The sequence below is a fragment of the Paenibacillus sp. RC84 genome (assembly GCF_041260495.1).
Classification (GTDB): domain Bacteria; phylum Bacillota; class Bacilli; order Paenibacillales; family NBRC-103111; genus Paenibacillus_F.
Map to the genome: position 1 here is coordinate 25287 of NZ_JBGBYL010000012.1, position 13624 is coordinate 38910.

Below are 13624 nucleotides of genomic sequence, written 5' to 3' on the forward strand. Positions count from 1 at the left end.
TCTTAATGCCGATGCAGGGCCGGCCGTTTCAGCGGCCCTTGCGCAGCCGGAGTCCGCCTAATTTCTCTTACTCCGCTTGGGCTGCAGCCGCTTCCGGCTCGACGTCTACGACGATCTTCACCGCTCCGCCGATAGGAGGCAGGCTTTTCGTCATGGCGCCGTTGTAGAAGCCGATGACTTTCGCGCCTTTAACGAGCGCTTTTTTGTCCGCTTTGGCGCCTTCTTTATTGATGACTTCCGTCGCATCGGAAAGACGCAGCACAATTTCGCTCTGGGACTGCTCGGTGAGCCCTTGACCTTTGATGGTCAAGCTTTGGCTGCCGTCATCACCCGTGCGCACTTCTTCCACGGTACCGGAGGTTCCGAGCAGCTTCTCGGCATCCGCCGAGTAACCGGACACGGTAATCTTGTATGTAGGCGTTTGAGGCGGCAGACTCATTGTCATGACCATGGAGTGCTCCGCTTCGACGATTTGACCGAGCGCAAGCTGATCGAACGTAAGCTTGTCTCCCTTGTCAGTGGCAAATACAGTGTCGTCGCCCACGTTGAGAACGAGTCCCGCCGTGCCGAAGCCCTGAATTTGCACCGCTTTATAGCCGTCCGCATTGCGGATGGACGTTACAACGCCTTTTGTCATCACGTTCTCCTTCTTTTCGTCAAAAGAAATGGAAACGGACTTGCCCTGAGCGTTTACGGTTCCATGAAGAATTTCGCTGGCAAACGAAACCGGCACGTACAGCTTGCTGTCTATCAGCTCTGGAGCGGTGCCGAGCGGCTTGTACATTTTGTTCAGCACATAACGGTCTTCACCGGTTTTTACGCGCGTCCAGATGCGGTCTTTGGAAAGTTCGACGGAGTAATCCTCCTGGTTCCATTTCAGTTCCATGCCGATCGCTTCGGCCACGGCGCGAAGAGGAATCATCGCTTCCTTGGCTCCCGCTTTCACATATCCTTCGGCATCCAGAACCTGATTGTTAACGGTCACTTGTACGGACTGCGACACTTCCGCGCTGATCGGGACGATGTTGTCCGCTTTCGTTACGACAGCCGGCGAAGCGTATGCTGCCCCCGTGGTCATAGCCATGGATACGGCCAGAACGGCCAGTCCTTTTTTCATTCCATTGTTCATGCTGTTCTTTCCCTTCTGTATGTGATGAAAGTGACTTACTTCTTTTCAGACGTAAATCATGCATAATTGTTGCATAAACATACAAATTTATAAGGAATGAACTGGGTATTTAAGGCGAAAAAAATAAAAAAAGTGTATATACCTTGTTGGCATACACACTTTATAGGGCTTAATTTCCATGTGCCATAACGGTCGGATCGTCCAGCTCGATCTTGCGGATCTGGTTGCTGATAAACTCCTTCATGGGGTCGAGCACCTGCATCGGGTTCGGCACGTCCCTCATGTCCTCCCACTCGCATTCCACACCTTTGCCTCCCGCAAAGCCCGCAAACATCTGGCAGCCGCTGCAGAAATCGTTCTTCTGCCGGTCGTCCAACTCCACGACTTTATTTCTCAGGCAGCAGTACACCTCATTATGGTCGTTCCGGTAGTTTATATGATGAATCGGTGTCATCGTCAACGCTCCTTTTGTTCGTATATGAGAACAGCGGAGCCGAAGCCGCCGGAAAAAGAAAAAGCGGAACCCGAAAAGACCCGCGCCGCAGCGGGGCCTCCTGACCCTTTCTATGAGAGCTACTGAATGGGATCGGGAATCAGTCCGGTTTGCTTCAACTCGCTGTTGGTTTTCATTTTTTTCATTTCGTTGCCCAGCCTGCGGATATCGTAAGAATCCGTCGCCATGTACCCGTTGCTTGCCGTCTCGACGGTATGAGGGCGTTTGTTCGGCTGGTTCAAATAATCGGCAAGCTCTTTCATCCGGCAAATGGCCGCTTCGACGACACGGGAAGGCGGCAGCTCTTCCGTTTCGAAACGGGTGTGGCCGAGATACACTTCCGTATGCCCGTTCTCCAGAAGCCGGGTGGGTATGGCCAGCGTATAGACACGTTGCGTAATGGAATCCGCAAAGGTGGTGACATATAATTGGTTTTCGTGGGTACGAGGACGCACGAAACCAAACTCGCTTAACGTCTTGTGAACAAATGAAAAGGGCCTCGTCATCGTTGCCAGCGTCTTACTGAACTCCTTCATTGGAAATTCCTCCTTTGAATTCGTTACAGTACGCATCTCCGCCGTACTCCGAAATATCCGATTGGAACCATCGGTGTTCTTTGTTTAGATTCAAGGGGCCGTCGTGTCATTTGTCTGTCCGCGAAACTGCGTCCGGTACAGACGTGCGTAGAGACCGTCAACTTCCATCATTTCCTTGTGGGTGCCGGACTCCACGATCCTTCCTTTCTGCAGAACCAGGATGCGGTCCGCATGGAGAATCGTCGAGAGGCGGTGGGCAATGACCAGCGTCGTCCGGTCTTTCATCAGCTGCTCCAAGGCAGCCTGAACGAATGCTTCGGATTCCGAATCCAGGTGGGAAGTCGCTTCGTCCAGAATCAGGATGCGCGGATTTTTGAGCAGGGCTCTGGCGATTGCCAGACGCTGCCTTTCACCGCCCGAAAGCCGGTGCCCGCGTTCTCCGACCATGGTGTCGAAGCCCTGCGGCAGAGACTGCACAAAGTCGTAAATATACGCTTGGCGGCAAGCATGGACAAGATCTTCTTCCGTAGCGTCTTCTTTGGCGAAGAGCAGGTTTTCCCGCACGGTGGCATGAAAGAGGAACGATTCCTGCGTAACGTAGGCAATCTGACGGCGGAGCGACGACAGACTAACCTTTTTCACATCGAATCCGTCTATCTCTACGCTGCCCTCCGTCGGATCATGGAGTCTTGCCATCAGACTGATAAGGGTCGATTTGCCCGCTCCGCTGGGACCGACCAGTGCGACAACTTCACCCGCTTCCGCTTGGAAGGAAATATCGGATAGAACCGTATTACCCGGTGAGTAGGCAAATGAAACATCGCGCACCGCTATGCTTCCGCGCACCGGAGGGAGCTCGGCTGCCCCTTCCGCCTCCTCCACTTCGGCTTTCATATCCTGATAATCGAAAATACGCTGGAAGACGCCTAGCGCGGTCGCCACCTCCACATGCAGATTAAGCAGCGTCCCGACAGGACTGTACAGCCGTCCGAGATAGGCCGCAAAGGCCACGATACCGCCTATGCTCATACTTCCCTGAATGACGGAGTAGCCTCCGTACATATATATGACCGCGGTGCCGAGCGGGCCCAGCACCCCGAGAAACATCATATACCAGCGGCCGATCAGATTGAGACGGAGCTCCAGATCCATAACTTGCTGGTTCATTCCGCCGAACCGCTCTTCCTGCTCTTTCTCGCGCGTAAAAATCCGGGTGAGCATAGCGCCGGAGACGCCGAAAATCTCACCGAGCTGCGCCGACATATCGGCGCGGACTTTTTGCGTTTCTCCGCGCAGGCGCTTGCGGACGCCGGAGACTTTGCGTACCGGCAAAATGAAGGCGGGCAGGATGATGAGCGCCACGATGGCCAGGTGCCAGTCGAGGGCGAAGAGGATGCCGACGGTCGTGATGACGATGACGATCTGGGTAATCGACGACACGACGAGGCTGGTGACGACAGTCTGGACCGCCTGGATGTCCTCCGTCAGCCTCTGGACCACTTCGCCGGCCCGGGCTGCGGTAAAGAAGGACATGGACTGCCGCTGGAGATTGCGGAAAAGGGTCATCCGCAGATCCCGCATGACACCCTGGGCGACTTTGGTGTTCAAGTGATTCTGCGCCACTCCGAGCATGCCGCTGAGCAGCGGCAGAGCGACAAGCAGAACGGCGAAGACGGCAAGGAGCCGGAAGCTCTGCTGCGGGATGGCGGTGTCAATGATCTCTTTCATAACGAGCGGAGGAACGAGGCCGAGTACGGCTCCTCCGAGAGCCAGCAGGACGATTACGGTCAATTGACCCCGGTAAGGCCGGAACAGTCCCAAGATGCGGCGCAGGGATACTTCTTTGAGGGTCGCTTTGGGCATTCTTCCCCCGTTTCGTTCGCCCAGTCCTCCGCCAAATCCGTTTCTCATGTGTATGGTTCATCTCCCTGTTTTATTCGTGTGTGCGGGTTAAAAAGTTTACAAAAGCATACAAGCCTGCGGCTGGTTGTCCGCGTGTTTCATCGGGCGGACTCAGGGACGCAGGCTTCGCAACATAGCGGAAGCAAATGTATAATAAAAGCATACTTAAGCGGTCTCGCGCCGGAGACTACACACTGCGGGCTCCCGGGAAGCAGCTGTCGTTCCGCCTGGCACACCGGGCGGGCGCGCAAAGCGCCGCACAGCCGCCGCTTAAGCAGGGCCACGGTGTGCCGCGCCTAGCGGGTGCGGGAGTTCGCGCAGCGATCCGCCGCCGAACAGACGGCCTAAGCGCGGACCGGGGGGAACGCCGCTTGAACGGCTGCGGCGATTTCCCTCGCCATGCCGATCACCCGGTTCAGCGAGGTCGTCTGCAAGACGGCGTACTGCCGGGGGCCGTCGGCGTTCACGATCGCGGCGACGGTGTAGTCGCCGACGAGCGGAAGGTTCTTGCCGAGCGACTTGCCCGGGAAGATCGGCCGGTTCGACACCTGGTACAGCCCGACGGAAGATGGCTGTCCCAGACACGCGTCGATGCCGACGACCGGGGCTCCCGACGGGATTTCCTCCAACCGCTGCACAAGATTGCTCGCATCGCAGGGATGCTCCAGGGTGCCGATGACGCTGTAACCGGCTTCGGCCAGCATGGAGCCGACGAGCGGGCCGAGCGCGTCTCCGGTCGAGCGGTCGGTGCCGATGCACACGAACACGCACGGAAGCGCGGCGCCCGCTTCTTCCCGGATTTCCGAAAGGAAGGCGGGAAGCTGTCTTCCGGATACTTTTTTCCAGTAGCCGTCTTTGGAGGCTTTGGAAGCCGGTGGTTTGGCAAGGCTTGCGGCTTCCGCGTCGTTCCGGGAATGGTCCATGCGAAGGCCTCCTTTCTTTGATACGCTGTTTTGACAAATCGTTAAGACTAGCTGCTATGTCCCGGTTCCAAGATGTGCTGAGCTGATGGACCTGCAAATACACGGTGCTGTGCTCACCCGGACAAAAACGGCCAGACAACCGGCAAGAAAAAGCCGGTTTTCCTGTCGTGCTTTCCGCGTACAACCGGTTATTCTCCACTTTTCAAGGAAGAGGCCTGTTTATAAAATCACGGACAGCGCTCTTCCCCTAGTTCCCTATTATTGTTCCACAAGGAGGCCGCTCATGTCCATAGCCGGAATATTCGCTCTGCTTATCCTGCTCTACTGGCTGGCCATGCTGGCCGATCACCTGCGGGGTGCAAGGCTGTTCCGCGAACTGCCCCCTTCCGGTCCGCTGCCCGATCCCCCGCCTCTCGTCTCGGTTATTATCGCCGCCAAAGAGGAAGAAACGACAATTCGCGATACGCTGAGGCATCTGCTCGCGCAAACCTATCCTCGGCTGGAGCTGATTGTCGTAAACGACCGCTCGCAGGACGGTACCGGACGCACGCTGGACGAGCTCAAACGGTGGTCCGAGGAGCGCGGGGATATCCATATCCCCGTGCGGGTGATCCACGTGACGCGCCTGCCGGACGGATGGCTCGGCAAAAACCACGCCCTCTATCAGGGCTACCGGCAGGCCCGCGGTCAGTGGCTGCTCTTTACCGACGCCGATATCCGCTTTCACCCGGACACGGTCCGGGAAGCGGTCGGCTTTGCGCTGAGCGAGCATGCGGACCATCTGACGCTCACGCCCCGCATGACGGCGCCCACGTTCTGGCTGCGCAGCTTCATCCGCCACTTCCTCTTCTCGCTAAGCCTGTTCACGCGCCCTTGGCGCGCGAATCTGGACGGGGAGCGGAAAGGCGGCACGGGCATCGGCGCGTTCAATCTCATTCACCGGCGGGCCTATGAAGCGATCGGAACGCACGAAGCGATCGCCCTCCGGCCGGACGACGACCTCCAGCTCGGCGCGCGGGTGAAGCTGGCCGGTCTCCGCCAGCGCCTCGCATCGGGGCGGAGCAGGCTGCAGGTCGAGTGGTATCCGAGCATGAGAGCGGCCGTCCGGGGACTGGAGAAAAATCTGTTCTCCGGTTTCGGCTACAAAGTTTCTTTAGCGGCGGCGGCCGGAGCGGGCCAGCTCCTCCTGTTTACGTTTCCTTGGCTCGGCATGCTGCTCTACGGCGATTGGCGCAGTCTCGTCCATCTGGCCAGCGTGCTTATCATGACGGCCCTTTACCGGAAGCAGATCCGGATGATGGCAGGTTCACCGGGCCTCGATACCCTCGCCATTCCGGCGAGCGCAGCCGTGCTTGTCTACGTGCTTGTCCGGTCCGTGGGACTGGCGCTCAAACAAGGCGGCGTCTACTGGCGCGAGACGTTTTATTCCTTGACGGACCTTAAAAAAATGAAATAAAGATCAATTGTGAAAGAAACCATTACAGAATGTTTACAACTGAAGCATTTTGTTTATTGTATAATGAAGAGGAATAAAAAAGAGGAGGAGAGTCTTCCATGTCCACTGTGCCGACAAGAATGTACAAGTACGCCTTTGGCGCGCTGCTCCTTACGGTCAGTCTGCTTACGGCTTACACAAACATCCAGCCGTAAATAGGAAAGCAGGCTAAAGACGACGATTCGGTCTTCCTGCAACAGCTGCCCGGCTTACCCCAGTTCGTACCCCCATGATCGAATATGCAAAAAAGGCTGCCTCACTTTCAGTGGGACAGCCTTTTTTGCCTACCCGTATTACGGGCGGTGGAAGAAAGTTCCGCCAACTGGCGTGCAAATCCCGAGCCCGCTGGGGGCGCCCCATGACGGAAAGCCAAACCCATGTACCCGGCGTTTGACACTCAAGGGCAGTCCGGCGGCCGCGCCCGGCAAACAGGCCGGTTTCTCCCGCGAAGGAAAAACCGGCCTGTTAGTATGGGCCGCTTCAAGAGCCGCGGAATAATGCGCAGCAGCTCCTGCTGTCAGGCCGTCCGGGGTCGTTCGGTGTCATCTCCGGGAAGCCGCCCCGTCAGCCTTGTGCCCCCATCCGTATCGGAGAGCCTGTCCACTAACAACGCGCCAGTATGTCACGGATCTCCCGGATTTTCTCGGCGGCGATATCGTCTTCCACGCCTTTGGGACCGCGGACGGCGCCGCCGAAGTGGACTTCCGTCACGCCGGTGTCTTTTACGAAAGATTCAAGCGATTCCGCATTCAGTCCGCTGCCGGCCAATATCGTGATATGAGAATCGCGGCTGAGCTCCACCAGCTCCTTCATCCGGTCTACGGCATCCAGCGCGCTCGGCTTGCCGCCCGATGTCAGAATGCGAGTGATCTGCTTGTAGCCGGAGAGCTGTCGGAAAGCCGCAATCTGATCCGGCACGGCGTCGAACGCCCGGTGAAACACCACTTCCAGCCCGCCGGCTTCCTCCAGCAGCGCTTCCAGCACCGGAACGTCGATCTCGTTCTGCGGGGTAAGCGTACCGATCACGATACCGGCGGCGCCGGTTTCGCGGATAAGCCGGATATCTCTACGCATAGCGCGCACATCGTCCGCGTCGTAAACAAACGATTTGCTGTGAGGCCGCACCATGACGGCGGAAGGAATTTTCACGCTCCGCACCGTGCCCTCGATAAGGCCCGCGCTCGGAGTCAATCCGCCCTCTTTCATGCCGGTCACCAGTTCCAGCCTGTCCGCCCCGGCCTGTTCGGCCGCGATTGCGTCGCCGACTGTTGTTGCGATCACTTCCAATAACATAAAAATCTCCTCCTGATCCGTTCTAGTCATCGGGCACAAAAGCGCCGGTCGACTCTTATTTTATCACGGGAACGGCCCGGATTCTTCTTTTCATCCAAAAAATTCAATTTTCCGTCCATTCTCTGCGGAGGATGGAATAGAGAGCCATGTCGCGCTTGCCGCTCTCCTTAACCTCCCATTCTCTCATCACGCCTTCAAGCGTAAAACCGAGCCGCTGCGGAACAGCCCGGCTTGCCGCGTTCTCGATATCCGCCATAATGACTATGCGGTTGAGGTTCTTTTCGGACCACCCGTATCCGATGAACGCCCGGCACGCACGGGTCATAATTCCCCGGCCCTGATGAGCCTTACCGAGCCAGTACCCGATTTCGGCCCTTCCGTGAGCGGGAACCAGCGCGTGATAATCAATGACCCCGGCCAGTTCTCCCCGGACCATGATGGCGGCGGCCAGCGATTTGCCTTCTGCGAACGCGTGCAATGTAGACTGGATAAATGCGACGGAATCCCCGACTTCTTTCGTGTCGTATGCCCAGAACAGCCACTGTCCGAGCTGCTCCCGGTTGTCGTCCGTCAGGCGGAACAAGGCTTCCGCATGCTTAAGCTCCAATAATTCCAGACTGATTTCTTCGTCGACCTGACATATTCTCATCTCGGCGTCCCTCCTGTAAATTTCCATCTACTTTAGGGGCTGTACCTCTTCTTGTCAAGAAAAAAGACAGGAGTCCCCCAAGGGCGACTCCTGCCTGTCTAAAAGCCGGGCAAGCAGCCCCGGTCTGTTCGGAATTGGTTTTGATCGCGGCCATGACCGCTCTTCGCCTCCTCTCTTTGGCTTCCTGCTCCATTGTATGGGGCTTTCGCCTTCCGGATGTATCTCCCGCCGCGAGCGGAGCGCCCAAAACAGGCCGAATGCCCACGCCCGGCAGGGCGTCCGCACATAAGCTGAAGGGAAGAGAACGGAAAACAGAGGGATTCCAGCCATGTACAAAGAGGATTTTTATTGTTTGTGCAAATCGTATATGAACCGTCACGTCCGGGTACAGACCAAATCGGGCCGCACTTATGACGGGATGATTATCGGAGTGGACCCGAATTATGTCCGGCTGAAAGTATCCGGCGGCCAGGGGTACGGCTACGGCCCTGACACGGGATACGGGCAGGGGTATATTTCCGGCCATGTTAACGGATATGGAAGAACAGGTCCATACGGGCAGCCGCCTGATGAATTCGCGGAAAGGGGATTCTTTCCCCCCGCTCCGAGCAACGAGACGATCCTCACGCTGGCCCTGTTCGATCTGCTGACTCTTGTTCTATTGATGTAGAACAAGAGTCAGCGGCGGACGCGGGTGTTTCTCCCCGCGTCCTTACAGCGCGAAGAAGCCGCCCGCTGCGCAAAAAGCACCGCCTCCGGAAACGGCCCGTTTGACGCGGCCTCCCTTGGCGGTGCTTTCCGGCTCCGGCGGCTTCCCGCCGCGGATTTGAGGCCGTAAGGGCGAACTTCCCCTACGGCCTCAGGTGCTTTACGCGGCTTTCGAGCGGCCGCTCCGTGCGCCGCTTCACAGGGCCGCTTCTCTCAGCTTTCCGCGCGGCTCGCGCCGAAAGCGGTCTCAAACCAGGCCCAGTCCGCTCCCACGTGCTCCGGTTTATGCGTATCGGAGCCGTAAATCAGCGGAATGCCCCGGTTCGCGCAAGCGGCAAGAAACCACCGCGGCACATAGGTTTGCCCGCAGGTAGGCACCCGCAGACCGGCGACGTTCACGTCGATGCCGACGCCCGCCTCCTGGAGTTTGGGCAGCAGCGCGGTCAGCCTGCGCTCGATCAGTTCCGGGCTGATCGGCGGAAGCGCTTCGCGGAACTTCTCGATCAGCTGCACGTGACCGAGGCGCTTGCGCATAGGCAGCCCGGCCGCCCACTCGATCGCTTTCTCGACGTGGTTGTAGTACTCTTCGGCTACCGCGTCCATACTCCCGTAATGGGCGAGCAAGCCCTCCCGGAAGTCGTCCGCGGAGAAGTCGATGCAGCGCATGCCGCCCGCTCCGGGAAGATAATGGACGGATACGACGACGTCCTCGAGCCGGCTTCCGTACTGATCCAGCAGCGCGTCGGAGAAGTCTTCCCTGCCGTACAGGTAATCCATCTCGAGGCCCACGGTCACTTCGATCCTGCCGGCATATCTCGCTTTCATCTCTTCGGCATAGGCCAAATAGTCCGGCAGCTCCTCCATCGGCATGGCCAGTTCCGCCATGAGCCGGGGGTTGTCGATCCACTTATCCGGCAGCGGCGGGTGCTCGCTGATGGTGTAGCGTTCGAAGCCGAGCTCTATCGCCCGGTCCAAGTATGCCGGTTCCTCGGCGGGATTTCCGTGATAGCAAAACTTCGTGTGCGTATGACCGTCCCATTTGAATGTCATGGCGTACTTATCCTCCTCAGTCTCTGCGGCTTGTCTGACTTGAGTATAGCGCGGCCCGGTTAGCACGGCAACGCCGGGCTTCTTATCGGCAAAAAAGCCCGGATGATTTCCATCCGGACCCGCCCGCTTGCATCGGGAAGCATAAGGATACCCGATGCCGGGCTATTCCACCTGGAGCTTCACCTGCGGCATCGTGTGCATCGTTCTGGCCGTGACGTGGGAAATAATCAGATACGTTCCCGGCTCGTCGAATTTCTTCTTCAAGGTATACAAGCCGTCCTTGCCGTGGGTTCCTTTAATCTTCTCATGCTTGTCGTCCGGGGCGCCTTCTTTCCATACTTCGAAAAGAACCTCGTCCGCATCGTTCACCGGCTTGCCATCCTGGGTGACGGTGACTTCAACCGCCGCTTCCGTCCCTTTTTTGACCGGTTCCGCCGGCAGCTTCACTTTGGCTTCGATCGGATTCAGCGTATCCAGCGTCCCTTGGCCCGCGCCTTGACCTCCGTGCCCTTCATGTCCGCCGCCTCCCGAACCGCAGCCGGCAAGCGCCGCTGTCAGCACCAGCAGAAGAACGGCCGTGCCGACACCCCTGCGCCTGAATGTTAATTTCAAACCGGAACGACCGGCGGAATTTTCCTGTTTATGTGCAGTCATTTATCTTCAATCCCCCTAAACCGCATGGCCTGATGCCTTTACGGCTGCTTTCATCTTTTCCCATCAATCAAACCTATTATACCGGGATGCCTGCAAAAGAGGGATAGCTCACCTGGGCCCTATTTGTAACGATTCCGTGAACAATCCGGCGCGAGCCGGCTTAATTCGCACAGCAAAAGGACTTACAACCGGGGGCTGCAAGTCCTTTTATATGTCGAGATCACGTTCATCGTCTTAACTGCGTCCGCCTTTTCTTCCCGCTTCTTCACGGCTCATCTTGCCATCGCTTCTGCCGCTGTCGTTTCCGCGGGATTCGCCGCCTTTACGTCCGATTTCCTGGTAGAAATCTTTGTCGTGCGTGCGTGCGGTTTCTTCTCCGCCTTTGCGTCCTGCTTCTTCTCGAGACATTTTGTCAGCCATGATGATCCACTCCTCAAACGGTAAATTTGCAGGCATCTTAGGAAGTCTTGTTTAACTGCCGCCTACGTCTATTACTTACCCGAATGAGAGGTTCCGAAACGAAAAACTGGTAATTCACTGGTTAAAATCAATTGAACCGCTCCGGCGAAAAAGGAGTCAGATCCAGAGAAGTCCTTCCATGGACGGTCAGATCCCGCAAAATTTCGCCCACGACACTCGCGAATTTGAACCCGTGTCCGGAAAAGCCCGCCGCAATGCTCACATGCGGATGCCCGGGCAGCCGTCCGATGATAAAATCCTCGTCCGGCGTACGTTCGTACAGGCAGACCTTGCCCTTCAGCAGCGCACCCGAGGCGCCCGGGAGGTACGCTTCCATAAAGGCGCGAAGCTCCTCCTCGTCCGCTGCCGTTCTCCCGAACGGATGCTTCGGCTCTCCGGGACTCAGGGGAATCCCCTCATCGTGCCGGCCTACCTTGACTCCCGAACCGTCGAAGTCGGGGAACCCGTAATATTCCCCCAGCCCCGTATGGACCGTAAAGCCCGGAAAGCCGGGGGACCGGTACAGCCCGCCTTCGGCCCGGAACCAAGCCACTGTTTTGCGGACTGCCGTCACGGGAAGCAAACGGCCCGGCAGGATGCCTGCGGCCGCGGCTCCAGCCGTGACGATCAGACGGCCGGACGTGAAGGTTCCGGCCGGTGTCGTCACGGACGCTTCGCCGCCGTCCAGCCGCACGGACCGGACGGGCGTATCCGTCAGCAGCTCCGCGCCCGTTTCCAGCGCCAGTCTCCGGTAGACGCGCAGGCAGGTTTCGCTGAGCAGCACCCCGCCGTCCGGCTCGTAGAGGCCGCTCCAGCCCTCCGGCAGGGAGAAGCCCGGCCACCGCCGGTGGATTTCGGCGGCATCGAGCTCTTCCAGCGGAACGCCGTACCGCTGCGCGTTGGCGATTTTGCTCCGGTGGTTGGCCGTCTCTTCGCGGCTCACGTTCAGCACGCCCGTAGGCCGCAGCAGCGTCTCGCCGGATAGGCGCTCCAGCTCTTCCCACAGCTTCCGGGCGCGCAGCGCAAGGGGCACGTACGCGGAGGCTCCGCCGTAGGCATGGCGGATGAGCCTCGTTTCCCCGTGATGACTGCCTTCCTCGTGCGGGGGATTGCCCGCATCGAGGAGCAGCGTCTGCACGCCGCTTGATGCAAGCTGATAACCGGCGCTCAGGCCCATCGAGCCGGCTCCGATAATGATCACGTCGTAACGGGTGCGCATGTGGCGGTATCTCCTTCCTCGCTCTTCATTATCTTGACGTTAGCACCCCGCTTGAGAAGGTGTCAATGCGCAGCCAAGGACCGAGCATATTAACCAAGCCGTCCCACATATGTCTAACCGTAACGTTACCTATATCACGCGGTTTGGAGGAAACTGTCTTGATTAAACGCTTTAACCGTCTGGCCATCGAGCTGCCAAAGCCGGATAAACCCGACGCCAATGCCGCTGCCGCCGTTCAGGAACTCCTCGGGGGACGTTTCGGCGAAATGTCCACGTTGAACAATTATATGTACCAGTCTTTTAACTTCCGCAATAAAAAGAAACTGAAGCCCTTTTACGATCTGGTGGCGAGCATTACCGCGGAAGAATTCGGCCATGTGGAGCTAGTCGCCAATACGATCAATCTGGTGCTGACGGGATCGACCTTTCCGGGCGATCCCGATACTACCCCCATGCGGGATGCCGTCGACAAACGGAATACCCAGCATTTTATTTTCGCCGCTCAGAATTCCTTGCCCGTCGATTCCATGGGCAAGCCCTGGAACGGGGATTATGTGTTTACCAGCGGCAATCTTATTCTCGACCTGCTTCACAATTTCTTTCTGGAGTGCGGCGCCCGGACGCACAAAATGCGCGTCTACGAAATGACCAGCCATCCCGTCGCCCGGGAAATGATCGGCTATCTGCTCGTCCGGGGAGGCGTGCACATTGTGGCCTATGCTAAAGCTCTTGAGGTGGCCACGGGCGTGGACGTCACGAAAATGCTCCCGGTGCCCAATCTCAGCAACAGCGCTTTCGAAACGACGCGTAAATTCGAAGCCCAGGGCATTCACCGGAAGCTGTACACTTTCAGCGATACGGACTACCAGGACATCCGTTACATATGGAAAGGCGAGCATCCCGAAGACGGTCAGCCTCTTGAAGTCATCGAGGGAATACCCGAGCACACCGGTCCCGTTCCGGATTTGGAAGAAGTTCCCGAAGAATTTGCGCCCGGCATCTCCATGGAAGATTTCATGAAAATCGCCCAGCGCCTCCAGCGCTCAGCAGGGTTATAACGGCAACCCCGAAGACCCTTCCGGCAGACTGCTCCGGAAGGATTTTCGGGATCTTT

At 57.8% G+C, this 13624-nt stretch carries 14 protein-coding genes; 3 read left to right on the forward strand and 11 right to left on the reverse strand.

Going from position 1 to position 13624, the window contains the following annotated elements:
• Positions 1–67: 67 nt before the first annotated feature.
• The 5 genes from ABH899_RS24840 to yyaC all read right to left on the reverse strand — a co-directional run bounded on the left by ABH899_RS24840 (position 68) and on the right by yyaC (position 4983).
• A complete protein-coding gene (locus tag ABH899_RS24840) occupies positions 68–1129 on the reverse strand; it encodes a copper amine oxidase N-terminal domain-containing protein (protein WP_370001336.1) in 1062 nt (353 codons plus the stop codon).
• Between the two features lie 169 nt (positions 1130–1298).
• Positions 1299–1583, reverse strand: a complete 285-nt coding sequence (locus tag ABH899_RS24845; protein WP_218231466.1) for a hypothetical protein — start codon at positions 1581–1583, stop codon at positions 1299–1301.
• A 119-nt stretch (positions 1584–1702) separates the two neighbouring features.
• On the reverse strand, positions 1703–2158 hold the full coding sequence (locus ABH899_RS24850; protein WP_009673267.1) for a hypothetical protein: 456 nt from the start codon (positions 2156–2158) through the stop codon (positions 1703–1705).
• Between the two features lie 90 nt (positions 2159–2248).
• Entirely contained in the window at positions 2249–4069 is a 1821-nt protein-coding gene (locus tag ABH899_RS24855; protein ID WP_370001337.1) for an ABC transporter ATP-binding protein, read from the reverse strand.
• Between the two features lie 335 nt (positions 4070–4404).
• Positions 4405–4983, reverse strand: coding sequence for a spore protease YyaC (gene yyaC / locus ABH899_RS24860; protein WP_218231463.1), 579 nt, complete (start codon positions 4981–4983; stop codon positions 4405–4407).
• Positions 4984–5266: 283 nt separating this feature from the next.
• Between yyaC and ABH899_RS24865 the strand changes: the two genes are divergently transcribed.
• Positions 5267–6439 carry a glycosyltransferase family 2 protein gene (locus tag ABH899_RS24865; RefSeq protein WP_370001338.1) on the forward strand — a complete coding sequence of 391 codons (1173 nt, stop codon included), beginning with the start codon at positions 5267–5269 and terminating at the stop codon, positions 6437–6439.
• Between the two features lie 642 nt (positions 6440–7081).
• Here ABH899_RS24865 and ABH899_RS24870 read toward each other — a convergent pair.
• Together ABH899_RS24870 and ABH899_RS24875 are read right to left on the reverse strand one after the other, a co-directional pair.
• Entirely contained in the window at positions 7082–7771 is a 690-nt protein-coding gene (locus tag ABH899_RS24870; RefSeq protein WP_009673288.1) for a copper homeostasis protein CutC, read from the reverse strand.
• Positions 7772–7874: 103 nt separating this feature from the next.
• Positions 7875–8420 carry a GNAT family N-acetyltransferase gene (locus tag ABH899_RS24875; protein WP_218231461.1) on the reverse strand — a complete coding sequence of 182 codons (546 nt, stop codon included), beginning with the start codon at positions 8418–8420 and terminating at the stop codon, positions 7875–7877.
• A 328-nt stretch (positions 8421–8748) separates the two neighbouring features.
• Between ABH899_RS24875 and ABH899_RS24880 the strand changes: the two genes are divergently transcribed.
• Positions 8749–9090, forward strand: coding sequence for an LSm family protein (locus tag ABH899_RS24880; RefSeq protein WP_370001339.1), 342 nt, complete (start codon positions 8749–8751; stop codon positions 9088–9090).
• 251 nt (positions 9091–9341) lie between these two features.
• Here ABH899_RS24880 and hisJ read toward each other — a convergent pair whose 3' ends face one another.
• The 4 genes from hisJ to solA form a co-directional block, all read right to left on the reverse strand.
• Positions 9342–10178 (reverse strand): histidinol-phosphatase HisJ, encoded by an 837-nt coding sequence (gene hisJ, locus ABH899_RS24885; protein ID WP_218231459.1) that lies wholly within the window; start codon positions 10176–10178, stop codon positions 9342–9344.
• A gap of 162 nt (positions 10179–10340) precedes the next feature.
• Positions 10341–10832: a FixH family protein gene (locus ABH899_RS24890; protein ID WP_370001340.1), complete on the reverse strand. Its 492-nt coding sequence runs from the start codon at positions 10830–10832 to the stop codon at positions 10341–10343.
• 234 nt (positions 10833–11066) lie between these two features.
• Positions 11067–11252, reverse strand: a complete 186-nt coding sequence (locus ABH899_RS24895; protein WP_009673287.1) for a KGG domain-containing protein — start codon at positions 11250–11252, stop codon at positions 11067–11069.
• 127 nt (positions 11253–11379) lie between these two features.
• Positions 11380–12510: an N-methyl-L-tryptophan oxidase gene (solA, locus tag ABH899_RS24900; RefSeq protein WP_370001341.1), complete on the reverse strand. Its 1131-nt coding sequence runs from the start codon at positions 12508–12510 to the stop codon at positions 11380–11382.
• Positions 12511–12668: 158 nt separating this feature from the next.
• Here solA and ABH899_RS24905 point away from each other — a divergent pair, with 158 nt between their 5' ends.
• Entirely contained in the window at positions 12669–13568 is a 900-nt protein-coding gene (locus ABH899_RS24905) for a manganese catalase family protein (protein ID WP_370001342.1), read from the forward strand.
• Positions 13569–13624 lie beyond the last annotated feature (56 nt).